The sequence below is a fragment of the Cryobacterium sp. Hh11 genome, assembly GCF_004404045.1.
GTDB lineage: Bacteria > Actinomycetota > Actinomycetes > Actinomycetales > Microbacteriaceae > Cryobacterium > Cryobacterium levicorallinum.
The window spans coordinates 33,609-59,487 of the sequence record NZ_SOHF01000015.1 but is presented as its reverse complement, the minus strand read 5'-3'; the positions used below and the strand labels follow the sequence as shown (position 1 = coordinate 59,487).

Below are 25,879 nucleotides of genomic sequence, written 5' to 3'. Positions count from 1 at the left end.
AAGTCGAGTGACGTGGCAGCGTAGGGCCGAGTGATGCGCCGGAATCTTTCACCACTATCGCCTACCCGGTCCGCAAATCAAGTGATAGCCCCGTGCAACGAACATGGCAGCCAAAGGGCGGGCACAATCGCGACAAAGTGCGACACCTAGGCGAACCGGATCGACGACAAGTGGCGACGCAGGAGCATACGACCGCTGCTCATGATGATGCACAGTGTCCAGGTGCGGAAGCGGTGCGGACCGCCCTGGCGATGGCAGCGCCGCAAGCGTCTTGGATTTGGCATCAGTAGCACGCTGAGCCTTCGGCGTTCGCTTAATAGCAGTTGTGTAGCGCACCCGGGATGGACCGATGGAGTAGCGCTTCTTCTTGACGGGCACACAGAGCAGATACCCCTCAGCCACGAGAACATCAAACCACTCACGAATGATGGCTGTAGATTCAACGTCGCGCAGACCCTGAGCTGTCAAATGCGCAGCGCTCTGACCAGAAGATAGCTGCGAGAAAATTGGCCGACCCTCGATGAATTGCGCAAACAATGTCGCTTGCCACTGCTGACTCGGGAACGGGAGCCCCGGCTCTCCTGTCGTAGCCACGTCCAGGACGCCCGGCCATCGACCATCGAACTCGTCGAGGATCCGCAAATGTAGATCCGAAGTCAACCAGGCCGGCTCGAGTAGGAGTGCCCGTGCGTCCATGGCCGCTCGACGAGCCAGCACCCGATCTATGGCCTCCTGCTTATCCGCTGCGATGACCGCATCCGCAGCCATCATCACTCGCTGCGCCGCAGCTCGAGAGGCTTCCTGTTCGGCTCGGGACAGTTTCTGCGCTCCTTCTAGTTCCAGCCTCATCGCTTCCATCTCGGCGCCATTCTTCTCCAGCAGTTGAAACCGATCACTGGTCACGCCCGCGAGACACAACCGCAGGCACGCAAGATCCTCGACGGTGAACTGACCACGTGTTCCCGCGGCGGGTATCTCGAACTGACGCTGACCCAGAACCACCTGATCAACAGCTGTTCCGATCTGCGCTGTTACAGGGTTAAACCAGAGCAGCGGCAGACCGGCAGCGATGACAGCGGCGTGAGTCGGGTTGATGATCACAACGTTGTCGTCCACGTTGCCACGCGCGTTGCCACCCAGGTTGTCTCGCGCGCTCGCCGCGTGCGCCTGTCGAAGCTGCGCGCCGTGGTGACCGAACAGCCACACATCAACGATGCCCATGGACTGATACGAGTCGTGTCGCTCCTGCCACTGGGCAGGAGTAAGCGCCGAGTACTGAATCTCAAAAGCCATACGGCTACCCTCCGGCGCCGTGATCATCACGTCAGCTCGGCGATCGCCGGCTATCTCTTCTTTCTGCACCGTGAAGCTTGGATACAGCGCACGTAACCAGACAGCGATGCGCTCACACGCTTGCATGTGGAACAAACTCTCGGGCGCATGGCCGCCGACGTCGTCACCGGCGCCGTAGTGCATGAAGCCATCTCGACCCCGGGTCCGGCTGACTGTGGTAATAGCTGGGCTGGGGCAATCGCGAACAGGGCAACGAAGTTCCCTCTTCGTCCAGGCCCGCAACTCTTTCGCTTCCCCATCAGGGAGCAGAAAGAGCTCGTCAACAGCGAGCCGGCGCCCATAGACCAGACGGGTCTCACCGTTTTGAAAATCCGCAAGAACGCCTGGTACATGGCTCATACGTGCAGGCTACCGACAACCACCGACGTCACGGCTGCGCTCTCAGCCACAAATGCATCGGGCCAGACACTGACCAGTATCTGGTCGGTAACTGGTCAGTAACTGGCCACTACACGCCCACGGTTGCAGACCCGAAATCATCATCTAGCTACTCCGGCCATGATTTGGTCAGAGACTGGCCAATATCTAGTCACTTTGTGCCCACAGATTTTAGAGCCCTGTCTCGAGCTCGAGCCTGGCCAGCAACTGGCCGGAATATGGGCAGGAGCTGGTCAGTTCCTGCCCACAGATGAGAATGTGCTCGAGCAGAGGTGTCGAAAACTCGACCTGAAGGTCATTAGAACGCGCGTGGGCGGGAAATGGCCCGATAGCGGTCTAAAACTGGTCAGAAACTGGCCACTCCGCGCCTGCTGAGAAATCACACCTGACCAGCTGGGGCAGAAAGTGGGCAGCAAATGGACACTAATTGGTCATTGACTGGCCAGTATTTGGCCACAGCGCGCCCACAGATCACGGGCATATTAGCTTCAGATTCCCGGCTGCAACCAGCCGGATCACGCCCCCAAGCAGAGATGTAACAGCGGGCGGGAGCAAGGTGCGTATTTACGCGATCGGGGATCTCACGGCCGTGTAGCTACCGCTACTGCCCGTCCGTCACGGCCCGTGGGCAAGAATTACGCCAATGCCCAGTCCGTCTGCTCCTGCCGAGGAATCCGCTACAGCGATGTAGCTGCGGGGCAGCTCTCCTTTTACTCAGCGCATGGGGCACAGGTGGCTGCGCTCGCGCTGGGGCTCTGTGACCAGAGGAGTGACTACTTCAGAGACCAGGCAGAGACGAGCCTGATAGGCCACAGGGGCCGCCCCAGGAGCGAGCTGCTGAGTCTCTCGAGAGTCTCTGATGTGGTGACCAGGTCGATGCAGATGTAGCAACTGAGAAGCGGCAGCAGCGCCTCTACGCGGCCAGATTGAGCCAGGGACAAAACAAGCATCAGGAAGCCCGAGACGAGCTCGGAGACGGGCCAAAGGAGCCAAGCAGATAGCTCTCCGCTGCGCTCCAAGCTGCGCCGGTGTGAGGCATAGGTAGCCGCGTGCCCGCGGCCACGGCAGGGTGAAACGAGCATTGAGTCAAAGGGGTAACCGCGCTCTGCATCGCTACGCTCTAGGCTGTTGACCCGGTGCCAAGGCCCCGGAAAAGCCGTCAACAGCCCAACCCCGCCTTTCCAACGGAAAACGATGCCACTGTTAACAACCCCTAATGCTGTTGACTGCGTCAACGGGGTTGTCAACAGATGAGTTGAATTATCGTTTTACGCTGATACACGTGCAGAAATGACCACGATTCTCCGCTGAAGCTCCGAATGCGTGAGGAGAAGGGAAAGGGCATAAGGTCGACTGACACCACGCGTCGTTTTTCATTCCGCTGCGCTACATGAAAATCTCGCTTTGGTGGTCGGCATAGCCGACAGTCGCTGCGCCCTCCGCTGCGCTCCGGTCTTGCCCTTCGTCGCTGCGCTCCTCGGGTCCTTACTGCGCCATTACCCCTCTGTTCGCTGACGCTCACCTGGGTAATGTCTTGCCCTCTCAACACCCCTGCTGGGGTGTTGTCGGGTGCCCAGCTGCCGACGCCTCTCCTCCGCTTCGCTCTCCCACGGGCGCCGCCAGTAAACCACCGTCTTCCAGCCTGTGACCGTGAAGCGGTGAGGGTGCTTTTCTGAGCCGAAGGAAAGCTGATGGTGCGCGGCGATCGCGACGCTGGCGCGTCGAGTGTGGCAGTACGAGCCCGACACCCAATTCCGAAAACTTCTCAATGCGCAAAGTTAAGCTGTTGGCCCATAAATTCGTCGCCTTCGGTGACCTCTGGGATCGTTGGGGAACTGACAGCAAGTCGCGCGAGAAGGCCCCGGCGCGCTAACAAATGCCAACTCTGCGAATCCGCTCCACCAGCAACTGCCAAGGCCGTTCGAGAGCATCGGCAGCGCGCGATGCGCCAGGTTGTTCGACCACCAAGTCAGGCGGAAACACCCCAAGGACACCAATGCGCAAGGTGCGACCAACTTGCCGATGCCGGGATCGAACTCGTGTCTCAACGCCGTCGTGTTGAGGTCTTCGGTCCGCCGTCCAAGCATGGCCAAACGAGTTTGGCTCCCTCAGCAGGACATCCACGTAGGTTGTGGTGAGCCGCCGGCGGACGCAGCACTGATCGGCAACCTCGCTAAATGATTCTCTTAATGATTCACAAGAAAGATTCAGCGCAACAGTCTTTTGAACAACCAACCATCCCTCAGCGATGCCAGAGAGGTCTCATACAAGAGACGAGGAGTTCGCCAGGAGGTCGTTAGCGCTGCTGCTGCTGCTGCCGAGGAGGCCAGCGCCGCTGCCACGGTGCGCGCCACGCCGCAAGAAATGCGTTTCTGCTCGTCTACCAGAGCCGGTAGATCAGAGGCAGCATCGCTACTGGGACAAGGCCCCGATTGCTCCTACGCTCGCTAATTATGAACCCGTCTAGACGTGCTTCCAACCCTGACCCCGGCCCTGCGCCCCGACACATGCAAGGAGCCAGCGACCCGGATCACACCCTCCGGAAACTCGGCGATGCACCAGCAGTGCCGGATGGCGACCCTGCTTGGAGCAGCGACAGCGACAGGCTGATCGTAAAGTCGGACGTCCGGTGGTGACCGCCCGGAGAAGGCGGCTCGTGTTCCTGGCCGAGAAGGAACTAGAGGACTACCTGGAGGTTCATCTATCACTTCTCCTGTCGCGTCTGGGACTGGACCTGCTGATCATTGGGAGACAGGTGAACACTGTCGTCCGCCGGTGCATCGATCTGCTCGCGATCGACGCGGCGGGCGTTATCTACATCATCGAACTGAAGCTGAGCGCGGCCTCCCCTGGCGTCATCGCCCAGGTGCTCGGCTACCGGCGCGAGATCAAGCAGTTGAACAGGGAGGAGACTATTCGCAGGGTCGCTGATGGTCCCTGGAAGGTCGATTTGACGGATGCCTTCCAGCGGCACTTTGGCCACCCGCTTCCAGAGACGGTGAACGAATCTCAGGTACTCGTGATCATCGCCGCGTCTTTCCCCGGTCAAACCGCCCGCAGCATCCTGGAGCTCAAGGATGAAGGGTACTCGATCACGGCGTTCCGCTACGTCGAGTCCGACGCCGTCAGCCTCATCCCGTGCTGTCGTGATGATCAGGACGTGGAAGCCTCGCGCGCCGAGACGAGGTCCCCGGCTCAACGAAAAAATTCGGCAGCTCCGGCGTCGCATTGGTCGCCGCCCTACAGGGTAAACATTGACTTCAGCATCCGATGGTCCTGGCTGAGCCACGCGCATCGTTACCCCGGGCCCATCGTAACCTTCAGTTTCGTCTACGAGCAGTACGAGCAATGGGTTCGCGCGCAAGGACCCGAGGGCCTACAGCTCCCCCTCCGCACGCAAGGGCATTTTGGGCGGCAGCTGGCTGCGCTCACTGCGGAGTCCGGAGCGTGGACCGGCGTCTATCTCGCGCCCGGGAGCACTATGAAGACGCTCGCAACGTTGACAAGCCTGCCGTCGACTCGGACTGACCGGGACGCCGATCACTGGATTGTGGGATATCTGAGAAATCCGGTCGAACAGGAACCTGGGGTCTGACCAAGACCACGTCAGCGCTGGCTCGCCTCCGTCCATGCAACGCTCGCAAGATGAACACTCGACTGATCTCGCTGGCCCCTATACAGACCCTCGGCCCGTCGCAGCAGAGTCGCGGTTAGGCGACGTTGGGCAGTGGCACAGATGGTCAGTGTGGCCCGCCCAAGCATCTGGGATGGTGTCGGATCCGGGACCGAACGAGCTATAGTCAGCCTTGCGCGGCTGGTAGATAAAGTAATCAGTTCGCGTGGTGGCTGATAACTTTATCAATCACTCTGATTCTTGCGAGGCGCAGTTCGGAACGGGTCAGAGACCCGCTCATGAATCCCTATTAACTTGCATTAGGGCTATCAACATCGCCCATCCGGCGCATTCTCGCCGAATGGTGGGAGGGCTGAGATCAGTGTGAAAGGGCGTAAACCGCCCCTGATTTCTTTCCGCTTTCGATCTGGATGGAGAAGCCGCCCTCGACTTACTGCCAGATCGAAATCGCGCGCTGCTGGCCGTCGATCACTTCGAAGGTACCGTCGCCCTGCACCGCCCAATACATGGCGTTCAACGGGAAGCCCTTCCCAAGGGTCTCCATGACCGCGTCGCGCTGCTTGTCCTTATAGACAAATTCACGCTCGTACGGGGAGGCACATCGAGCCATCGTAAGCACTGACGCCGAGGTCCTCGTCGTCAGCTTATTGGGCGGGCGGAGACGCCTCCGGAATGTGCCGGTCGACGTGTGCGGGGCAGCATCGAGGCGTGCGTCGAGCGCGAAAATTGCAAGCAAGAATCTCACGAGACTCCTCGACCCGGCGGGAAAGGCTGCGCGGATCGCCACCCATTAGCCTGGCGTCAGCGATGTCGAGGGCATGGCGGAGGTCATCGGCTATTCGGCTCTTACAGTCGACTCTATGGGCAGAGCAGTGGTGGACGTGCAGAGCCCGATTCTCGATCTGATCGACCAAGTCGCGAGCGACGGTAACGCGGGAGACTGTCCCACTCTGGCTACTGCGCCCGGGACGTTCGGAAGCGTCACTCCCCTATGGTCGAGCATGCGAGCCATCTATGAAGACTTGACCGGGGATAGACACGGCACCCCTGAATGCATAGCCACAGCGCAGAGAGCGTTGGCTGCTTTTTTCCTGGGCGCCTGCTGGCGCGGACCCGCGATCAGATTGTGCTCATGCGTGTAAAACTCATCGTGCCCCATTGTAGGGATAAGTGCGATTATCGGGGGTAAAAAATTTAGACCCTTGAAGTGAGATGTGGCCGAGAGGAAAAGGGGTCTGGGACGTTTTTGAACTGACCACGTAAAGTGTCGCCGTTTGCTCGGCGCGACATATTGGGTGCACCACGCAGGTCCGCGAGAGGCGCCGCTCGTATGGCACAAGGGTTTCAGCAGACGTACCCGTGCGCCATGTGCCGAGTGCTCGATGGGCGTGCCGACGGCGGCCGCTACGGCTTGTAGACCTCGCGGCGGTGCGCCACTCTTTGTAAACCTCGGAGCGGGAGCGCTCGGCCGTGGCTACGGCCGAGCCGACGGCGCTTTGAACTTCTGGGTCCACCGTTGTTCGAGCTGTGATGCTTCGAGGCCGAAGTGCGTGAGATTGATACCGACAACCTTCGAGTCAAGAAAACCGTTGTCGACGCGGATCGCGGTGGTGAACTCTTTGATTGCCTCCCGGAATGAAGCGAGCCGTTCGAACGTCATCACCCTTGCTCCCTGGCGCGGGGTGGCGTCCCACATCGGCTGTCGTGATGGGTGAACAAGAACAGGAACCCCGCTAAATTGGGCGTCACCGTAGACGCTCTCGAACCAATCGAATGAACCTGAAAGCTGTTCGAGGTAGTCCTGCGCAACCTCATCCGCTACGGCTTCACTCTTGTCCTCAATTACCCAATACTTTCCGATGCCTACCGCCCAAAGATTGTCGGGACCGATGCCCGTCTCCTGGTCGGGGCGGGAGGAGCTGAGCCCAAGCATGTGTCCTGTCAGTTCGAGAGCCGCTTCGAATCGCTTGTGACTGTTCTTGTCTGTACTCGGCGTCAGGTCGAGGAGCATTGCGCCCACTGCCACTTCTAGCAATCGACCAGACGGATATTTCGCCACCAGGAAATCACTACTTGCCGCTGCCTGGTCAGTGAGGGCGGTGATGCGAGGAGCGGCAACATGCTGCCCGAACTTCAAAATGTAATTGTTGTCGATGCGGGCAGAACTCTGTATCTCTCGCGCCTTCGCGGGGTTGATGTGGTTCAGATAGGACGCAGCCCTCTGCTTAATCCAGCCGCGAGTGTGAGCATCTGCGATGTCACCGTAGACGGATGCAAGTGACTGAAACGCCTCGGTGTATCTGCCAGAAATGGCGTGTTCAAATGCAGCCCGCTCTGCTTTGAGAAGTGGGTCTACTTCTTGCGATGACGCGTAAACGACTTCCTCGAGCGCGGTCTTGCTCGCGTTCGTCCAACCAGGGTCTCGGCTAAGAAAGGCTTCAACTGCATCATCGAAGAAGCGCATCGGCTTGCTGCGACCGCCTGCTGAGAACTGCACGGAGAGGTCGTATTGCGCTCGTGTGGCGGGAGACAGTTGGTCAAGGTCAGCGGAGGTGTACAGCCGCTCGACGAGTCGGCTATCGAGCAGAATGATTGCGCAGTAGTCGTCAGTGGAGCGGACGCCTCGCCCCATCCCCTGTTCGATGCGTTGCGTTTGCCGAACTTTCATCGCCTCAGTGCCGCCAATTGCAACGGCTTCTACAAGTTCCTGCGGTGAGTAGCGTTCGGGCAAACCATCAAGGACGAGGACACGGCAGGCTTCGTTCGGGAGATCGAGACCGTCGTAGCGAGCGATGAGGACGACTAATCCGACGTGACCATCCTGAAGTCGCTTCACAGCGTCTTCGATGGTCTTCTTGTCGTGGATTTCTTTCGTTACGTCTTTCCACACATCCGACTTCGGTTTCGAGGGCACGATGACGACGACATTGTGGGTCTTCGCCCATCGAACTGCGCTTCCCTTCACATCATTTTGGGAGACTAGGCGGCTCGTTTCCATGGGCGTCAAAATGATGCGGTCGCCCAAGTCGCTCGCTGACGCGGGAGTAATGGGCTTAGTAACGCACTCCTCATCGACGCCCATCTTCGTGACCAACTCAGCATCATTAGCAAGCGTTGCCGTCATGAACACTCGACGCTTCGCATTGACGAAGGAAGGAAGCACCGAGAGGTCGGGATACGGCAAACGTATTTCGACTTCACGCGGCGTGAATGCGACATCGCAGAGCTCGAGCTGATTGCGGAACAGCGGCCACTTGAATTTGTGGTCTTCATCTTCTTCGTCGGTCACTGAATTGATGGCGGCAAAGCTCGACTGCAGGTTCTGTTTCCACGCCCAATACGGGACGGGAACAGCTTGCGTGCCTCTGCCTGCCACGAGATCCGTCCATCCCGATAACGACTGCTCTTTGAGCACGTCACTGAACGATGCGAATAGCGATTTGTAGGCGGGTGTTGTGCTTGAAAGTCGGAGAGAGAACTGCTGCTCAATGATTGGGATACAGGCATGAGCGTCGTCGATGATGATGGTTCCGACATCGAGAGGGCTGTTTGAGACGCCTCTTACTCCGAACTTCGAGATGCCGTTATACATTGTGTGGACGGTTACGACGAGCACCGCTTCACCGCGACGAAAAATCGAGTCGCGCGGGTTGTCCGTCCAGGCGATACCGAGTTGGTCAGCCGTTGCACCTACCTGGCCTTTAAGCTGCAAGTCAGGAACAAGGTAAACGGCGGGACCTTTCCCCTCGTTCAGAGAACTCTTCGCTATGAGCAGCCCTATGACGGTCTTGCCTGAACCAGTGTTCATTTTGACAACGAGGTCAGGCTCATTGCGCCGTTCAAACCACTTGTCCCACACCTCAGTTTGGATATCGTGCGGGAACTTGAATTTCGATCCCGCCGGCTTCGTAAGGGCCCGGAACAGGCGCTTAGGGTCAATGACGGATGACGCCAGGCTCGGACTACCTAAGTCTGAAAATATGCCGCTCATGAAACCCCTTTGTAACTGCGAAGTCGAAGGTGGACTATACGGACTGTGCTGCGCGCTTCGGTTTGACGGGAGCCTCCGCAAGGAGACCATTCGTGATTGAGGCGTACTCCGTGAACAGCATTTCCAGGATGCCGATGTCAGAAGCGTTCGACTTCAATCCGTAAGCATTGAGAACGGCCTTGTCGAGCGCATCATGAGCCTGACGAAGAGCAGGTGGCATTGCAGTTCGGCTGTATAGAACAGCGAGTGAAGTCGTTGGGAAAGCACCACGAGCAGCAAGCACAGAGTTCGCTGCCTTCTCCACCTTCGCGTGAGCTTCCTCCGGGATTCCAACCGCGAAAGGGAAGTTGTTGTAAGTGATTTCGTTCGAGATGCGCGGGTCGGATTTCATACGCCCGCTTACCGCCATCGCCCAGATGTTGAACACTCGTGAGGTGAGCACTCCGAACGTAAACATGGAGGCGCTTGGGATGAGCGACAAAAGGTTGTTGGCTATGACGTCAACCGTCATGTAGCCGATGGGGACATAGGCGCGGTCGTAGGATGAAACAGCAGGAACCGCGAGGTAGTCAGTGGTCGGCTGTCGAAGAGCCTGCTGCCACTCGGACGGACGGTTTGCTGACTTCACGGTGTCGGCTTTGGTGGATGCGAGACGCATCTGCTGCACCGCTTCAACACGAGCTTTCAGCACGGGTGACTTGATGAGGTCGGTCGGGTCAGCCCCGACGAGCCAGAGCCCGTAACGCGGGATGCTGTTGATGAACTCTTCTGAGCCGACAACAGGATGAAGGTACTTCGCCGCGATGGGGTCAGAGTCGCGGATCTTCTGCGCTTCTTCTTCTGGAATTTTTGACAAGAAGCCTCCGTCGACAGGCTTGCAGCCGTTCGTAATCTGCTGCACTCCGTCCTGTAAAGGCGTGCTGCGACTTCTGATGAGAACTTCCGCAGCGTCGAGCAGGTAGGCGTTGATGGTGCGAACCATGACGAGCTCAGGCTCACTGTTGACGGCCTGATACGACCAGAGGGGACGGAACGTGGGCTTGGCGTTCGCGGAGAACCCCACGATGACGCAGTGGACTGCGGCGTTCTTCCCACCCTCGTTACGCCATGCAAATGTTCGGTGAGCGAAGTCGATCCGCATGTCATGTGCGTAGAGCTGACCCCAGATGACAGGGGGCTGCTGTCCTTGCGTGATGGAGTTCGTCGAGACGAATGCAGCGCGCGCTTTGGTGCCTTCCATGTGACGAGCGGCGACCAGATACCAAGACGCTACATAGTCCAGAATGCCTGAGCTTTTCGTGTCGCCCCACACATGCTCCTGGTCGAGCTTCTGCTCTGTGCTGAGCCACGTCGAGCCGTAGAAGGGCGGGTTACCCATGATGATCGTGTCGTCGTCAATTGGACAGACCTCAGCCCAATCCGTTCGCAGCGCGTTGCCCTGCACCACATTCGCGGAGTGAGTAAGAGGGAAGATGGCCGGCGCTGAACCCGTCAACTCATCGAGCTGCAAGTTGAGCTGATGGTCTGTGAGGTACATAGCCACACCCGCGATCTGCGAAGACCACTCGTTGAACTCGATGGCGTTGAACTGTTCGAGCGTGACGGAAAGCCCAATGGTTCCCGTGCCATCAAGTCCAATCTGCAACTCTTTGCCGTCGAGACCTGTGGTTGCCTTGCCCTCAAGCTCAATGAGGCGAGCGATGATCTTGTGTTCGAGTTGACGGAGCCGCTGATAAGTGACCACGAGGAAGTTGCCTGAGCCTGCTGCGGGGTCGAGGTAGCGCTTGGATCCGAGGTCAGCCCTGAGCTTGCGGAGACCGTTTCTGTCGTCCCACACCTTCCTGAGCCGCTCCATGTAGTCGTCCAGGAACAGTGGACGGATGACTTTGAGGATATTGGTGATAGAGGTGTAGTGCTCCCCTAATGCACGCCGCTCTTCCTTCGATTTGATCGTCTGGAACATCGCGCCAAAGATGGCGGGACTGATGGTCGACCAATCGTAGGCGGCTGCACGCAGCAACGCTTTCCGCATGGGGGTGGTGAAGGAGAACACGGGAATAGTCTCAGCGAAGAGACCGCCGTTCATGTAAGGGAAGTCTTCGAGAACTGCGGGCAGCTTTTGGGGACGCTTCTCCTTCGGGGTATCGAGCACCTGAAAGAGTTCTTGCAGCGTTCCGCCGAGACCAGAGCCGTCTTCGTTGCTTGCGTCGAGCAAGTCCGTGAACACGCCCTTTTTCAGCATGCGTGTGTCGTCCGCGAACATCAGAAAGAGGAGACGGATTAGCAGGATGCTGACCGAGTGACCTTCGTAGTTGTTCGCCTCGAACTCCACGTACAGCTCGGACATGAGCGTGGCGGCTTTCTCATCCGCTGTGGTCTCCTGCTCCGTGGCCTTCTTGCTGTATTTCCCGAATACGGCGTCGAGCTGATCGAGGTGTTTGGGCAGCTCTGTGATGTCGAACTGGATTGTCTGGTTGAGTAGCACGTCGATGATGCGAAGGCGCGCGAAATCCGAGATGAAGAGCACGGGTGGACGATGCACTGAAGGCAGGCTGACCATGTAGTCACGCGCTTGCTTTTCTGCAATATCGAGGTTTTTGCCCGCACTCTTGTGCTCGACTAGGACCACGTTCTTCCAGAGAACGTCAATGAAGTTCGTTGTGCCTGTGGTGACGTTCTTGATCGGGTATTCGAAGTCGATGCCCGTTCCGAGAAGGTCGTCAATTCCGATGACGCTGCGGAAGAAGTCAGTCCAGAACGACTGCGCGAACTGCTTCTCGTTCGTGATCTTCGACCACTTCGCCGCGAACTGCCAAGCGTTCCGACGCGAGAGCTTCATGTGGGCTGTTGTTTCGGCAGTCATGGTGGGCTCAGTCTAGGGTTTGCGGGTCCTCATAATTGGTGCCAAGCATTTGGCGCCGCTCATTGCCCAGGGATCATGCCTGCGGGCAACTCGGGAGCGGGCGGCGTTGGTGCAGCCTCCCACTTGCCTTCATTCGTGATGCGGAATTCGTTGCACTGTGTGCGGGTCGGCTCCACTGAAAGCTGTATGCGTTGGCATCATTGACGTGCTCCCGAGTCGCGGGCCGGCGCTCAAAGGCGCACGTCGTGGGTGTGAGGCGCGTTTCCTGCCTTGAGGTGGTTCGCAATGTCGAGCCCCACCTCTCTCGAAACCGCCCGCACCTTCTCGAAGTCGGCCTGCCAACCTCGGTTCTCGTCATCGAAGAGGTACACCGCCTGGAAGCGGTCATCCTCAAGTAAGATCTCTCCCTCCCCCGGCGCTATCTCCACGACAGGGGTGGCATTGGGCAATCCGGCAGCCATGAACTGCTGAAATGTTGGGTCGATGAGCATGGTCGGCCACTCAAGCATAGCGACGAGGTGCCCAGCCCGTTCGAACTCCGAACCGTCGGGCGGCGCTCCGACGCAGTCGAAAACCTCCGCCGCTCCGCCGTGCTCACGTAGGAACTTTTGGGCGATCGACCCTGTCACAACGGAAGCCCCCGTCACCTTGGAGGCGCCGGCCATCGACACGGCGCGTGGCCTCAAGTCGTAACCGAAGTGCTTGGCAACCTCGCATAGGAGGGCAACGCCCGTGATGCACTGCGACTGCCCGCCGATAGCGACAGCGACAGCATCAGCGATTCCCTGCAGCTGTTCCTTGGTGTTCGCTCCGAGGGATCCAGTCATACCCAATATCTTGCCTGATGTTCCGAAGCTGACAGGGCCGGCCGTCTCGACGTGCGGCGTCGCATGACTAGGCGAGATGCTGATGCTCAGCCCGATCGGCCCCGGATCATCTCCCAAGATTAATGCGGAACCGTTCGCTAGAGGTCGGGCCAAGGCTCTCCAAGGCCGACCTGCCATTGCATGTGCAGGGACAGGAGAGCTTCATTGAATTGTGACTCTGGGCCAAAGTTGGGAGTGGTTGTCCTGGTTTCCAAAATCTCAGCCAAGCGATCTATTGCTGAGCTGAGCGCGGCCAGCGTTCCAACTAATAGCGTTTCGATCAGTGGGCCGACTTCTGCATAGCGCGAGCCATCTAGTCCGTCGTGGACACCCCATGTCTCGAGTGGTTCGAGCTTGATCATCGCGTCCGTGATATCCGCGGCCTGCGAGGCGGGCAGGACGATCCACGTTTCCCGTGTGCGACTCGATGCTTGGACTGCGACCGCATCTAGGCCCTCGTCGTGGATGCAGTTCCTGAGAAGGCGGAGAACCTTAAGTGCTTGCGCGGGTTGAGCTGAAGCGTCGAAGAGTGCACCAAGTTCGGCATCCTTCTTTGTGATGGCTCTTAGCCAGTCCCCCCTCTGCCAAGCGACAAGCTTGGGCGCAATGTTCGTGACGAGGACCCCATCAGCTACCTTCGCGAGTGCATCAGACGCGCTCATGAGGAACGTCAGCAGCGCATCAACAGCCGTGAGCGTGTCTTCCGCTATGTCACGGTCCTGCTTCTGATCGATGAGACGCCAAATCCCATCTCGCCTTTCAAACACGCGTGCGAGCCTGCGCTGAACGGCAAATGCAAGCAGTCCCAAAGTGGGAGTTCCCGTTGCCTGAGCCAGTTGCTCAGTTCGCGCCGTCACGTTCAGGAGGTTGGGAATGTAAAGCTCAGACGACCGCTGCCAGTACAGCCCCTTGTTGAAGGTAATCGCGACCCGAGCAGTCTTAGTGGCGACATAATCACCCCTAGATCGGACGTACAGGCCGAGCATTGGAATCGCCTCAGCGGGCGAGGCAACGGTGATCGTTTCTGGCGTTTCGAAAGGGCGCGCGGAGAGGAGCGTGGGCCGGGCAGTAACCAAAATGTCTGCACCGATTTCACTCGCTGCCATCAACATCAACGAATCCCGCTCAAGTTGCTCGGCTAAAACCCCCGCGCTCGCACTTCCTACCTTTTGGGCAAAGCGCGGCACCAGTCCGCCGACGATGGCGGAGTTCGTTATGTGATGTCCGTCTGAATAAGTGACGGTGTGGGACGTTAGCCCCTCCGGATCACTTTCCTTGGAGACCAGCCAGCCGATTGCCGATGGCTCCCAGAATTCAGGTTCGAGAGTTGGTGTACCGGGAGGCGGACCATCGTCAGCGTACCGATACATTTTGACGTGCTCATACGTTGCGAGACCAAGGAGAAGATCGTTTGCCTTCGTGCCCTCGGGATCGCCCCGCACTGTGTCGGCGTCGATGATGATGAGCAGGTCGCGTTTTACCCGGTCTCCTTCATATAAGGCACGGGTCGAATTGGTATCAGACTTGGACACCCTCATAGGAATCATTTGGCAATCCTGCACCTCAATACCGTCCGCCGTTCTCTCTTCGAGCATCGCATTTCTGCGCCCCTACTCACGCGGGCATGTGGGATCGTCAAACGGGTGCTCGAGGCAGGGGGCGAGGGCTCGCGCAATGGAGCTTTGCCCGAAACTCAGACCTAGCCCGGAGTCTAGAACGGAGCTGAGTGAAATCCGATAGAAGAAAAAGGCCTTGCCACCAAGAGAATTCCTGATCAAAGGGCCTGTAGCGGGAGCGGGAATTGAACCCGCGACACCACGGTGTGTGGTGCGTCTCACCCTTGGCCAGTCCCGGAACACGTGAGCCGTGCACCTGCTAGGCCGCGATCTGGCGCAGGAACTTTGTTCCCCGTGTTCTTTGGTGACAAGGCAGCTAGCCGTTGCTTTTTTGCGACTCCCCACTGGGTGGCGCGAGGATCGCCTCCTCGTCTGTCCATCAAGGTGTACCCAATTGAGCATTTCAAGAATGCATCAAAATCCCGTCAATCAGGGTGGGCTGCCGATATGATTGGACAGAAGCGACGCGGGATACAAAGCATGACTGGACACAAGGGGCAGGTAGTCGGCTACGTGCGCGTTAGCGCCGCCGACCAGAACGAAGCACGCCAGGTCGAAGCGCTCGGCGCGGTGGACAAGATGTTCTCCGAGAAGGTTTCGGGCAAGAATGCCCACGACAGAGCGCAGCTCCAGGAGATGCTCACGTACGTGCGCGATGGCGACAAGGTGCGCGTGAAGTCGCCAGACCGCCTGGCGCGTTCGACGACCGACCTTCTCGCACTCGTCGAACAGCTCAAGGCGAAGGGCGTCGCTCTGGAGTTCGTTGACAACCCCGCCTTGAATTCGGACACCCCTCAAGGTGAATTCATGCTCACGGTTCTCGCCGCAATCGCTCAGTTGGAGCGCAAGACCATCCGCGAGCGGCAGGCAGAGGGTATTGCCATCGCCAAGCGGAACGGCACCTACGAGAAAGCTCCGAAGCTCGCACGGCAACAGATCGCAGTGGCACGCGAGCGGATCGACGCTGGAGTGCCGAAAGCGTTGGTGGCCCGGGACCTCGGGGTGTCGCGCCAGACGCTCTACGCCGCGCTTAACGGCTCAGGGAAGTATGCCGAGCAGGGCTGCTCCTGAGCGGTGGTCGAGCCTGCCGACGATGCGTACCGCTCGCGTACAGAGTGCGGCCGCGACTGAGAACCTGCGCCGTTCGAGACCGGCGGGCATGCGCCCCTCGTTCATCTGTCCGCTGCACGGGCCGCGCACCGGAGCGGGACCCCTTGGAGGAAGAACGGTAAAGCGCGACGACGGTGAACGTGGCCAAAGTTGTTCCATGAATCGGTTGTTATTATGATTGCTGCCTCTCGCGCGATCGTTGGATCATCGCGTTGATCGCCGAAAGGTTCTCCTTGAGCGCGGTGATTCGCCCATACCATCGCGCGGTTTCCCGAAGTACCTTCGCGACACGCTGTGGCGCGAAGCCGAGTTCCATCAAGATACGGACTTCGAATAGCAACTCGATGAACTGCGGGCCCGTCCACAATGGGCCGCGATCTGTGACCAGTTCTTGCGACGCTTCGAGTCCGTGCGCAACAATGTTCCGTAGTGCCGCGAGATCGTTCTTCCAGGACTTGTCGGAAAGCTCGGCGGAGAGAAAACCGTTTGCCTGCTGGTCAAGTCGACTCAGGCGTTGAGCGAGGCTTTTCACTTGGACATGTTGGATTGCGGATTGTAATTCCTCGGTAAACGGCATGAGCATTGGTTCCTGCGCAACGACTTTTTGAATCGCGGCTGCGGCTGCTTGTTGAGCCTCGGTCTTCGGCGGATCAGGATTCAGCGCCCGGTCGAGCGTCTCGATGATCTGGTAGAGAACCGCGAATCGCATTTGCCACGTGCATCCCGGGACGTTTTTGTAGCTGACGTATTGGTCGACTGCCGAACGGTGGGTACGAACGAAGGTGAATAGCACAGGCAGCTGTGCCTCCAGATCCCAGTGCCCACGGCGATGTAGCAAACCCCATTCCAGAAGCGGTCCTTCTGGCCGTGACACGCTCTGGGCGTAGAGTCGGAGCTCCCCCGGTGTTGGCTCGCCGGTCTTCTCCATGACCGACTGAGTGGAGCCGCGTGTGTGCGAGGGATAATTGCATTTGGGCGCACCATATTGCCCGAGGAGAAGCGTGACTCACATGTCAACTGCAGCTGAAGCAGACCGGGCACGACTGGCCAGAGTACCTGGTCAGTCACTCTGGTTGAGCGTCCGTGACGACATTCTCAACCGGATAGCCTCGGGCGAATTCGCGGACACGTTCCCCGGGGAAATTCAACTAACCACGGAATATCAGGTGAGCCGCAGCACCGTTCGACTTGCGCTGAACCCTCTGCGTCGAGAGGGGCTGGTGTCATCGAGTCGGGGCAAGCGCCCGATGGTGCACGTCAACCATGGCGGGGAGCATCGCTTTGGTCCCGTGTATAGCTTGTTTGCGGCAGTTGAGGCTTCTGGGATGAGGCAGCGTAGTGAGTTGATCCGATGCGAGATCCGTGTCGACGCGCGGATTGCTGACCGGCTCGATCTTCCCGGCGACGCCTCATTAGTCAATATTGAGCGCCGTCGTTTCGCTGATGACGACATTATTGCGGTTGACAGCGCCTGGCTGCCTGCCGATCGCGCGGCAGGTCTTCTCAACGTCGATTTCAGCAACACTGCCCTATACCAGGAGCTGACGCTCCGGTGTGGCATTACTCTCGACGGCGGACAGGAAACACTGACAGCGATTGCCGTCAACGCCGAACAGGCGCGAGTTCTTGAATGCCCGGTCGGCGCTGCCGCTTTCTTCATTGAACGGTGTGGTCGCGCTGCGGGGCGTCCAGTGGAATGGCGGGAGACTGTCGTGCGCGGCGACCGTTTCGCAGTCACCACATCTTTCTCACCCCGTTGATGGTTTAGTCGTTAACAGCACTCAGCCCTAAGTCCGTTGAGCTGAAGGCTGGCCAGGACGTACTCGTAGGGTTTTCCGGTGGAAAAGAGTCCGGTTCCGTTAGGGAGAACAGCCATCGGAATTCGTTCCTGACCGCGCTGCTGCTGGTGGCCGTCGGACCAGCTGATCGTAACGTTTCCTACCCGCCACGAAGGTAGATAACTCTGTCAGAGGCCGATACCGGGTCGTGTCGCTCTCCAGAACCTGCTTCCACAGCGTTCCGGAGCCCGGATTAATCGCGGTGGGCATCGTGGCCCCATCCGTTGGACGGAATGAGGACACGGCGAGGTTTTCTGATGACTCGTCAACGATGGACGGTCCGGTCAGGTGCCCGAAAAACTCCGCGAGCCTAGCGTCCGTTCTGACGTTGTGTGCGCTCACGACAGTGTCACCCGCGCTATCGACCCAGTCAAGAAAAACGACATCTCCCTGCGACACGTCGTCGGCACAACGCTAGCGAGCGTGGCGGATGCGGCGCCGGCAGCGCCTCATTCTTCCCGTTGAGGTACTCGCTCCCGGCGTGTGCGACGGTTCCGAGCCGCGTAGGCGAGCGCGATGAGGCCCAGCACGACGATCGCGGCGATCCCGAATCCAAGATTGGTCACGAGCGAGGACATATCGAGTACCCAGGCCTCGGTGGCGAACTGATCTCCGATAGTTAAAACTCCGCCGAGGCTCGCGGTACCGTCGGTGAGGGACAGGAAGATTCCGATCAGGATTGACAGGATCCCCGAAACGATCATCAACCACGAATTCTCCCATCGACCGATAGTGAGCATCCGCGGGCGCAGCCAACGACTCTTGCCCAGTGACAATCGGTCCCACAACAGGGCGAGCACGATCAGGGGCGCTGCCATGCCGAGCGCGTAGATCGCCAGCAGGACTCCCCCGTACACGGCGTTGCTGCCAAGAGCGGCCACAGTGAGCACCGACCCGAGGATGGGCCCCGCACACACTCCGGCGACTCCGTAGACAGCCCCGAGAAGATAGACCGACACGGCCGAGGTGCCTTCCGCTGCACTGCCACGGGTGAAGGCGGGGAAGCGCAGCCCCGAGATCTGAATGATACCCATTATCACCACGAGCAGTGAGGCAATTCCGACGAAGACCGTGCGATTCTGAGTCACGAAAACGCCCACCGTTCCGGCGAGAACGCCCAGGGGCACCAGGGTGGTGATGAGCCCCAGATAGAACAATCCGGTCCGCGCAAGCAATTCGGACGGCTTGGCGAACGCGTAGGCAAAGAATGCTGGCAGGAGCATGACCGAGCAGGGGCTGAGCAGTGTCAGCATCCCCCCGATCAGGGCCCCGGCATAACCGATATCCATGCTTAGTGTCCGACCTTTGCCAGCTCGCTATCGATCGTGTCCCGGAAGACCTGCACCGGCATGGCGCCGGAAATGGGAGTTTCATTCACCACAAAGAGCGGCGTGCTGGCGATGCCGAGGTACTGCGCCTCAGACGCGTCAATCTGCACAGCGGCGAGGATCTCGGCACTGTCGAGATCAGCAACGAACTTGTCGAGGTCGGGGACGCCGATTTCCGTCGCGATCTCCAAGAGACGCTCCGGCGGCAAAGCTACGTGACCGCGTTCCGGGGCGCCCGCGAACACGACCTCGGCGAACTCCCAAAAGTAGCCCTGTTCGCCGGCCGCGCGGGCAGCAACGGCTGCCGCGACAGATTCGTCTCCGAATACCGGGAGATCTCGCCATTCGATTCGCATCTGGCCGCTGTCGACGTATTCCTCGATGAGAACGGGGAGGGTGTCGCGCGCGAACACGCCACAGAACGGGCACCGGAAGTCCGCGTACTCGACGAGGACGACAGGGGCATCAACCTCTCCCACAGCGGTGACCTCGCCGTCGATCCGTCGGGCGAGATCAAGCGTCTGTTCGCCATTGTTCTCCCCTGATTGTTCGTCGGCGATAGCGGACGAGGAGTCCCCGGATGGTTGTTGAGCAACCACTCCAACGATGACGACCGCGACCACCGCCAACGCCCCCAGAATCAGCAGGACCGTGCGTCGGCGCCGCCCCTTGGGTCGAACCGGACTAATTTTTGGAGCGTTCTGTTGTGTCGGCACCCCATCAAATGTACGCACATTAGGATGGAAAGGGAAACTCCCGCGTCTCACCCTCCGGGTCCGGATGCATTCCCGGCCGACTGATTGAAATGAGTTCATGATGCTTCACGCTGTCGTCGCTTCTCCGCTGACTCTTGTCGAGGCCAAGCAGATCATTGCCCACACCGACGAAGGGCACCTCGATCTGGACGATGCCGAAGTTGCCCGGATCGTCAATGAGGCGCGACGGCTCTGCCTCCACGCAGAGCTCTGGGGCTCACCGCCCCGCTCCTCGCATCGACGCTTTTACCGGCGCGCGGTTGTCATCGCGGCGGTATACCGCGCCGTCGCCGCGACGGTGCTGATTATCCCCCTGCTGAACCAGGTCAACGCGTGACCGCCGCCTCGGACGAGAACACCGCCCCGAACCGCCGCCCCCGACTTCTCCTCCACGTGTTCGGCTCGGATGAGGCGTCGGTCACGACCGGTCTGCAGGTCGCTCGCAACGCGCATCACGGGTTTGGCTCTCCGAGCACGATTGTCCTGGTAATTCAGGGGCGAGCCGTTCAGTTTGTCGCAGCCGCCGCCGGGCTCAATGATGACATTGGCACCGTGGTGACCTTGCCGGGTGTCTCCGTCGTGGCTTGTGGAAACAGCCTGCGCTCGGTTGATGTGGAACCGACCAATCTCGCTTCGGGCGTCCACCACGTGCCCGCTGCGGTGGTGTTCCTGACCCAGCGACAACTCGACGGCTGGGCCTACATTCGCATCTGAGCCCTGCTCCAGGTCACCGGCTGCACGCCGGGTCAGGTCCGCCCAGGAGGGTGAATGTCGCGGAGTGCACCGATTCCACCCGCGAGGTACTCTGACCACTTCGCTCCCGACCGAGCTGGCAACAGTGTCTGCGCGACCCATCGCTCGAGCGCAGAGTGGACAACTGCGGACACACTGCAATTGGACGGAACAGTGTGGGCGTTGCACCGCACAGCACGGCGCACCTCGGTCAGCGCCGCGGCGGCGCCTTCGAGATACTTGACCGATTGCGGTCCGATGCCAGAAAGCGACTGCGGACGACAGAGGGAAGAACCATTAGTGGCGCCGGCCAGCCGCAGTCGGGCGTCGCGTTCCCGCAGCTCCAGACCGTGCAGGTCCATCAGCTGCGGGTCGCGTGTCCGGCGGCCGCGATGATGGCTAGGAGTTCGAGCCGGTGGCGCAGGTGCACTGCTGGCTCGTCGGGACATCGGCCATAACCTCGTCGACATGCATGCCGCAGCCGGTCCAGGTTATCTTTCCGCAGTTGTCGCATCGCATGGGACTGCACATAGTGACTCCTTGTTGTGTGAACTGAAGTTCTCAGTATACCCCCTAGGGTATCTTCAAGGCTATCCACCGGGGAGATTTCTAGTCGACAACGACGGCCAGTCCGGTGGCGGTGGCGGCGTCGGTGACCCCGCCGGCGTCGGTCAGGGAGGTGAAGCCGAGGTCGGTCATGCGCTGCACGGCGACGGCGGACCGGTTGCCGCTGGCGCAGTAGATGATGTAGTCCCCCTCAGTGGGCAGCGCTGAGATGAGCGTGTCGAAGTCTGCAGACTGCACGTCGATGTTGATCGCGTCCTGGAGGTGTCCGCCGGTGTATTCGGCGGCGGTTCGAACGTCGACGATGACGGTATCGGGCGCGACGCTGATGGAGGGTGCTGCGGCCGGGGTGGCACACGCGCTCAGGCCTACTAGGGCCAGCACGGCGAGGCTGAGGATGGTGAGGGTTTTCTTCATGGCTGGGTGTCCTGACGTGAGGGCTGGGCGTAGTCGTTTGGGGTGGTTGTGCGTGCGCGTGGGAACAGGGGTGTGCAGGTGGTGCAGACGTCGCCATCGCCGGATTCTGACGATCCCAGCCTGGCGGTGGCCCGGTGTTCGCTGGCCAGCCGTTCGCTCAGCGCCCACACCAGCAGGCCGACGGCCGCGGCTGCAAGGATAGGGCGTGCGGCCCCGGTGATGACCGGGTCGAGCGAGCGCACTTCGGTGGTCAGATACAGCGCAATCAGCCCCAATCCGGGCCACCGTGTATCGCAGAGTGTGGCGTCGGCACCGATGGGCGTGCCGATATAGCTGGACACGATCAGCCCGATCAAGCCGGATCCGACGGCGGTGACGGCAAGCGTCCACCACGGCGTGGTGCCGGAACCGCCCAGCGCTGGTGCAAAACCGGAAGCGAGGGCAATGAACGCCGCGGTGGCAACGGCTGCTGCGATCATCCAACGGCGAGCGTTCCAGGATGCCAGGTCAGTGAGCACGGTCATGAGACTCCACCGGTACGTCCGTCGGAGCAGGGAGACGACACGAGTACTCGCGTGTCATGCGGGCATACAGCGCCCAGCCGAGCAGCACTATGGATGCAGCGGCCAGGTACGGCTGGATCGGCTCGAAGAATTGCATGGCCCCGGTCGTTCCCAGCGCCAGGAGGACAAGCTTGTTGCACACGGGGCATCCCACCGCGAAAAACGTCACCAACCACCCCGCCATCCCCAAACGTCCAGCTGCCCGTTCAGGCGCCGCGCCTGCCGGGTGCGCAACATACGTTGCGGTCACCAGGCCGGCCAGGACCGCGCTCAGGACGAGTACCGGCCATGACCACACGGTCGGCGGCACTTCTCGGGCAAATACTGGAGTATCGATCAAGTCCGTCGGTACGGCGATAAATACCACCGTGAAAAGTGCTGTTGCCACGGCAACCCACCACCGGCGCGCGGGCCAGCGCCGCAAGTCGCGGCCGAGGCCTGTAAGCGTGAGCCGCCACGCGGCAAGCATCGATGGGGAGTCATCGTCGGCAGTGGATCGCTGGTCACGCATTCGAATAGCCTCATTTGCTGTTTCATCGTGGGACGCTTGGTGCCAGACCGTGGTCTTATGATACCCTATGGGGTATAATCCATTCTGGCAAACCCGCCACGCATCCGCCTACAATCAGGAGCACACAATGGGACTGACCGCCCCACTGCGCAGGTCGGCGACGACCTGCGCAAGACACTCAATCGTCTCAGGCGTGCACAGGGGCAGCTGGGTGCTGTGATCACCGCAGTCGAAGCCGGCGCCGACTGTCGTGCCGTCGTCACCCAGTTGGCCGCCGTTTCCAGCGCCATCGACCGGGCAGGTTTCACGATCATTTCGTCAGCGATGAAGGAATGTCTCATCGATGACGGATCGGGCGGGGGACCCAATCAGCTCAGCGTGAACGAACTCGAGAAGCTCTTCCTCTCCCTCGCCTAACGCGCGCCGAACTCCTCGCAACCCCCAGCCCCGAATTTTTCAGGGGGCGTCCCACAGCTACACACATCAACACTGGAGTACACAATGACTCTTCTCGTCTTCCTCAGCTCAACCAAGGGCCGGTGGGCGCGCGCCACCGCCGGCGCAGTCCTCGTGATTGTCGGACTCGTGCTCGGCGGATGGTGGGCGTTGCTGGCTGCCCTCGGACTCGTATTCTTAGCTGCAGGCACCTTAGACTTTTGCCTTCTTGCCCCGTTGGCCGGTAAGCCTCTTCGGGGCTCCGCGTTTCGCGCGTCGTTCAGATCTTGAACCCGACCTCAACCGCGTTGCCGGCAACGGCTGGCAACGCGCCGAGTGAGGCAGAGCCGCACGAAAAGCTTCAAAAGAGAGTCGTCCGCGTTCTCGTCGCGGGGCAGATCCTCGGCGGAGTCGGTATGGGAGCCACGCTGTCCCTCGGCGCGTTGCTCGCGGCCGAGCTCTCGGGATCCAGCGCCTGGTCGGGTATGGCCGCCACGATGAGCACCTTGGGCGCCGCCGTCGTGGCGGTTCCCTTGGCCCGAATGGCGCAAGCTCGCGGGCGGCGTATCTCCCTTGCTACCGGTTCCCTGACCGCCGGGGTTGGCGCCACCCTGGCGATCACGGCGGTGTCAATCAATATCTTTCCGCTGCTGCTGTTGGCCTTGATGCTCCTCGGCGCGGGTTCGGCCACCAATCTGCAGGCGCGATTCGCTGCCACCGACCTCGCGGTGCCGAAGTTCCGCGGCCGGGACTTGTCTGTGGTGGTCTGGTCTACGACCATCGGCGCCGTTCTCGGACCTAATCTTTTCGGTCCGGGCGAGGTTGTCGGGTCAGCACTTGGACTTCCGCCGATGACCGGTGCTTTCGTCTTCTCCCTGCTGGCGACGCTCACCGCCGCTGTCGTCTACGCCTGGGGGCTGCGCCCGGACCCGCTGCTGACAGCGCTGTCAGCCCGCAGCGCCGGGCCAGACGCGGGCCGAGCCGCCCGGGGCGGCCTCGCGATTCTGCGCAATACCCCGAAGGCACGCTTCGCAGTCACTGCCATCGCCCTCAGCCACGCCACCATGGTGGCGCTCATGTCGATGGCTCCGGTTCACCTGCGCGACCACGGCGCCTCATTGAGCATTGTCGGGTTGACCATCAGCCTGCACGTCGCGGGCATGTACGCGCTCTCTCCTGTTTTCGGCGCGCTGTCCGACCGGGTCGGCCGGATCCCGGTCATTCTGGGCGGGCAGGCGATGCTTCTGGCCGCGTTGACGATTAATTGGCTCGGCGACGGCTCACAAACCCCAATGACGGTCAGCCTGATCCTTCTCGGTCTCGGCTGGTCAGCATCCGTTGTGGCTGGGTCCGCCCTGGTCTCTGAAGCAGTGGAGGTGACGGATCGTTCCTCACTGCAAGGCTTCTCAGACCTGTCCATGAACGCGGCCGGCGCGCTCGGTGGAGCTGTGGCCGGACCAATCCTCGCCCTGGCCGGCTACTCCGGTCTCGGCCTCGCCGCCATGCTGTTGGTCTTCATCGTTGTGGCGTGGTCGGCGCGGCGCCTGGCGCGTGACCAGAGCTGACGGCCCGCTAACCGACGAATGCCCGCACGACAACACAGACCGCGACGGCGAGCACGAGCACCGCAAAGCCGCGTTTCAGGACGCGGTCAGACAGCCTCCGGCCAAGTCGTCCGGCGATGAGGGACGCCAGCATGGCGGTCCCGGCGAAGGCGCCCGTGACCGCCCAATCGATCTGCACGTCGCTGAGATGTGCGGTGAAGCCGGCGATTGAATTGATGACGATGATCACCAGCGACGTCCCGATTGTGACAGCCATCGGGAGTCCGAGCACGAGGGCAAGTGCGGGAACGATGAGGAATCCGCCGCCAACCCCAAGCAGTCCAGTCAAGAATCCGACCACGGCGCCGGTCGCCAGTGCGCGCGGCAGGCAGCTGCGCCACCGCGTTCCGCCACCGGGCAGGGCGCACGGTCCGGATGCCGCGGGAGTGGCCATAAACATCCGCACGCCAGCGATGACCATGATCGCGCTGAAGGCGACGAGCAGGATCTGAGGGTCGACCATCCTGTTCACGAGGGTTCCGAGGTAGGCCGTCGGAATTCCGGCCGCGCCTATGATACCCGCCAGGCGCCAGTTCACACCGGTGCGCAGTCGAGGAATCACGGCGACCGCGGAAGCTGCACCCACCACGATCAGCGAGGTCGGGATCGCTTCCTCGAGCGGCAGGCCGACGCCATAGACCAATGCCGGGACAGCGAGGATCGATCCGCCCCCGCCGACCAGGCCGAGCAGTGCTCCGACGATCACGCCGAGAAGCAGCGCCATCAGAATCATGCGCGCGGCGCCAACTGTGCGAGGGCCTCAGCGGCCGTGGGTTCGGAAACCGGACGGTTCCACGGCATCCACGAAAGGATTCGGCCCAGAGTGCAACTATTGGTGGCGGCCGAGATGGTCAGCCCCGCACCGATCACTCCGGCGATGAGTCGAAATTGCGGAGCGATGAACCGGCCAGCCAGCACGCTCGCCAGCACGAGCGAGCCAGCTGATATTCGCACCTGCCGATCCATGGCCCAGGTGGTGCGGCCAGTGACGATTTGACCGCCGACGGCGACATAGCTCGCTACACCACCCGTCAGCACCCGAGCACTAGTCAGGCCAGCTGCGTCGAGAGTCTTGCGGGCTTCCTCGGCACGCCGACCCGACTGGCACACTAAAACCACCCGGGTCCCCATCTGGGCCGCGAATTCGTCGGCATGTGCTCGGAGCAGGTGCAGTGGCACGTGGTAGGAACTCTGGATGTGCCGCGTTTCAAATTCGGCGCTATCCCGCACGTCGATAATCATGAGGTCGTCGTGGCGGTGTACCCAGGTATGGAATTCGCCGGCCGCGATCGGGGATGAAGAAGGACTGGCGATACTCGTG

21 protein-coding genes are annotated in these 25,879 nt (G+C 60.5%); 7 read left to right on the top strand and 14 right to left on the bottom strand.

Annotated features, from left to right (window positions below; genetic code table 11):
- Nucleotides 1-54: 54 nt before the first annotated feature.
- Nucleotides 55-1,692: a competence protein CoiA family protein gene (locus E3T46_RS05685; protein WP_134577798.1), complete on the bottom strand. Its 1,638-nt coding sequence runs from the start codon at nucleotides 1,690-1,692 to the stop codon at nucleotides 55-57.
- A gap of 2,695 nt (nucleotides 1,693-4,387) precedes the next feature.
- Here E3T46_RS05685 and E3T46_RS05680 point away from each other — a divergent pair.
- Nucleotides 4,388-5,326 carry a hypothetical protein gene (locus E3T46_RS05680; protein ID WP_134577797.1) on the top strand — a complete coding sequence of 313 codons (939 nt, stop codon included), beginning with the start codon at nucleotides 4,388-4,390 and terminating at the stop codon, nucleotides 5,324-5,326.
- 469 nt (nucleotides 5,327-5,795) lie between these two features.
- On the opposite strand, the gene E3T46_RS05675 is transcribed toward E3T46_RS05680, so the two are convergent.
- The 5 genes from E3T46_RS05675 to E3T46_RS05655 form a co-directional block, all read right to left on the bottom strand.
- Nucleotides 5,796-5,975 (bottom strand): DUF262 domain-containing protein, encoded by a 180-nt coding sequence (locus E3T46_RS05675; RefSeq protein ID WP_198419118.1) that lies wholly within the window; start codon nucleotides 5,973-5,975, stop codon nucleotides 5,796-5,798.
- Between the two features lie 864 nt (nucleotides 5,976-6,839).
- On the bottom strand, nucleotides 6,840-9,356 hold the full coding sequence (locus E3T46_RS05670) for a helicase C-terminal domain-containing protein (protein ID WP_166790175.1): 2,517 nt from the start codon (nucleotides 9,354-9,356) through the stop codon (nucleotides 6,840-6,842).
- A gap of 34 nt (nucleotides 9,357-9,390) precedes the next feature.
- Nucleotides 9,391-12,219: a DNA methyltransferase gene (locus E3T46_RS05665; protein WP_134577795.1), complete on the bottom strand. Its 2,829-nt coding sequence runs from the start codon at nucleotides 12,217-12,219 to the stop codon at nucleotides 9,391-9,393.
- A gap of 230 nt (nucleotides 12,220-12,449) precedes the next feature.
- On the bottom strand, nucleotides 12,450-13,046 hold the full coding sequence (locus E3T46_RS05660; RefSeq protein ID WP_134577794.1) for a hypothetical protein: 597 nt from the start codon (nucleotides 13,044-13,046) through the stop codon (nucleotides 12,450-12,452).
- A 137-nt stretch (nucleotides 13,047-13,183) separates the two neighbouring features.
- Nucleotides 13,184-14,680, bottom strand: a complete 1,497-nt coding sequence (locus E3T46_RS05655; protein ID WP_134577793.1) for a hypothetical protein — start codon at nucleotides 14,678-14,680, stop codon at nucleotides 13,184-13,186.
- A 468-nt stretch (nucleotides 14,681-15,148) separates the two neighbouring features.
- Here E3T46_RS05655 and E3T46_RS05650 point away from each other — a divergent pair, with 468 nt between their 5' ends.
- Nucleotides 15,149-15,772 (top strand): recombinase family protein, encoded by a 624-nt coding sequence (locus E3T46_RS05650; RefSeq protein WP_241980482.1) that lies wholly within the window; start codon nucleotides 15,149-15,151, stop codon nucleotides 15,770-15,772.
- 211 nt (nucleotides 15,773-15,983) lie between these two features.
- On the opposite strand, the gene E3T46_RS05645 is transcribed toward E3T46_RS05650, so the two are convergent.
- Entirely contained in the window at nucleotides 15,984-16,739 is a 756-nt protein-coding gene (locus E3T46_RS05645; RefSeq protein ID WP_134577792.1) for a HEPN domain-containing protein, read from the bottom strand.
- 145 nt (nucleotides 16,740-16,884) lie between these two features.
- Here E3T46_RS05645 and E3T46_RS05640 point away from each other — a divergent pair, with 145 nt between their 5' ends.
- Complete coding sequence (locus E3T46_RS05640) at nucleotides 16,885-17,571, top strand: GntR family transcriptional regulator (protein ID WP_206751478.1); 687 nt, start codon at nucleotides 16,885-16,887, stop codon at nucleotides 17,569-17,571.
- Nucleotides 17,572-18,098: 527 nt separating this feature from the next.
- Here E3T46_RS05640 and E3T46_RS05635 read toward each other — a convergent pair.
- A complete protein-coding gene (locus tag E3T46_RS05635; protein ID WP_134577790.1) occupies nucleotides 18,099-18,938 on the bottom strand; it encodes a cytochrome c biogenesis CcdA family protein in 840 nt (279 codons plus the stop codon).
- Nucleotides 18,939-18,940: 2 nt separating this feature from the next.
- Nucleotides 18,941-19,600 (bottom strand): DsbA family protein, encoded by a 660-nt coding sequence (locus E3T46_RS05630; protein ID WP_241980481.1) that lies wholly within the window; start codon nucleotides 19,598-19,600, stop codon nucleotides 18,941-18,943.
- Between the two features lie 190 nt (nucleotides 19,601-19,790).
- Between E3T46_RS05630 and E3T46_RS05625 the strand changes: the two genes are divergently transcribed.
- Together E3T46_RS05625 and E3T46_RS05620 are read left to right on the top strand one after the other, a co-directional pair.
- Nucleotides 19,791-20,069, top strand: a complete 279-nt coding sequence (locus E3T46_RS05625; RefSeq protein WP_134577788.1) for a hypothetical protein — start codon at nucleotides 19,791-19,793, stop codon at nucleotides 20,067-20,069.
- Entirely contained in the window at nucleotides 20,066-20,446 is a 381-nt protein-coding gene (locus E3T46_RS05620; RefSeq protein WP_134577787.1) for a hypothetical protein, read from the top strand. The genes E3T46_RS05625 and E3T46_RS05620 overlap by 4 nt, the downstream gene beginning before the upstream one ends.
- Before the next feature lie 627 nt (nucleotides 20,447-21,073).
- Here E3T46_RS05620 and E3T46_RS05615 read toward each other — a convergent pair.
- From E3T46_RS05615 to E3T46_RS05605, 3 genes are read right to left on the bottom strand one after another with little or no spacing between them, the layout of a single operon-like run.
- Nucleotides 21,074-21,445, bottom strand: coding sequence for a rhodanese-like domain-containing protein (locus tag E3T46_RS05615; RefSeq protein ID WP_134577786.1), 372 nt, complete (start codon nucleotides 21,443-21,445; stop codon nucleotides 21,074-21,076).
- On the bottom strand, nucleotides 21,442-21,969 hold the full coding sequence (locus tag E3T46_RS05610; protein WP_134577785.1) for a hypothetical protein: 528 nt from the start codon (nucleotides 21,967-21,969) through the stop codon (nucleotides 21,442-21,444). The genes E3T46_RS05615 and E3T46_RS05610 overlap by 4 nt, the downstream gene beginning before the upstream one ends.
- Complete coding sequence (locus tag E3T46_RS05605) at nucleotides 21,953-22,396, bottom strand: hypothetical protein (RefSeq protein ID WP_241980480.1); 444 nt, start codon at nucleotides 22,394-22,396, stop codon at nucleotides 21,953-21,955. The genes E3T46_RS05610 and E3T46_RS05605 overlap by 17 nt, the downstream gene beginning before the upstream one ends.
- 288 nt (nucleotides 22,397-22,684) lie before the next feature.
- Here E3T46_RS05605 and E3T46_RS05600 point away from each other — a divergent pair, with 288 nt between their 5' ends.
- Together E3T46_RS05600 and E3T46_RS05590 are read left to right on the top strand one after the other, a co-directional pair.
- Complete coding sequence (locus E3T46_RS05600; protein WP_134577784.1) at nucleotides 22,685-22,936, top strand: metal-sensitive transcriptional regulator; 252 nt, start codon at nucleotides 22,685-22,687, stop codon at nucleotides 22,934-22,936.
- Nucleotides 22,937-23,241: 305 nt separating this feature from the next.
- Nucleotides 23,242-24,519: an MFS transporter gene (locus E3T46_RS05590; protein WP_347232607.1), complete on the top strand. Its 1,278-nt coding sequence runs from the start codon at nucleotides 23,242-23,244 to the stop codon at nucleotides 24,517-24,519.
- A 7-nt stretch (nucleotides 24,520-24,526) separates the two neighbouring features.
- Here E3T46_RS05590 and E3T46_RS05585 read toward each other — a convergent pair whose 3' ends face one another.
- Together E3T46_RS05585 and E3T46_RS05580 are read right to left on the bottom strand one after the other, a co-directional pair.
- Nucleotides 24,527-25,291, bottom strand: coding sequence for a sulfite exporter TauE/SafE family protein (locus E3T46_RS05585; protein WP_134577781.1), 765 nt, complete (start codon nucleotides 25,289-25,291; stop codon nucleotides 24,527-24,529).
- Nucleotides 25,288-25,848 carry a rhodanese-like domain-containing protein gene (locus E3T46_RS05580; protein WP_347232611.1) on the bottom strand — a complete coding sequence of 187 codons (561 nt, stop codon included), beginning with the start codon at nucleotides 25,846-25,848 and terminating at the stop codon, nucleotides 25,288-25,290. The genes E3T46_RS05585 and E3T46_RS05580 overlap by 4 nt, the downstream gene beginning before the upstream one ends.
- Nucleotides 25,849-25,879 lie beyond the last annotated feature (31 nt).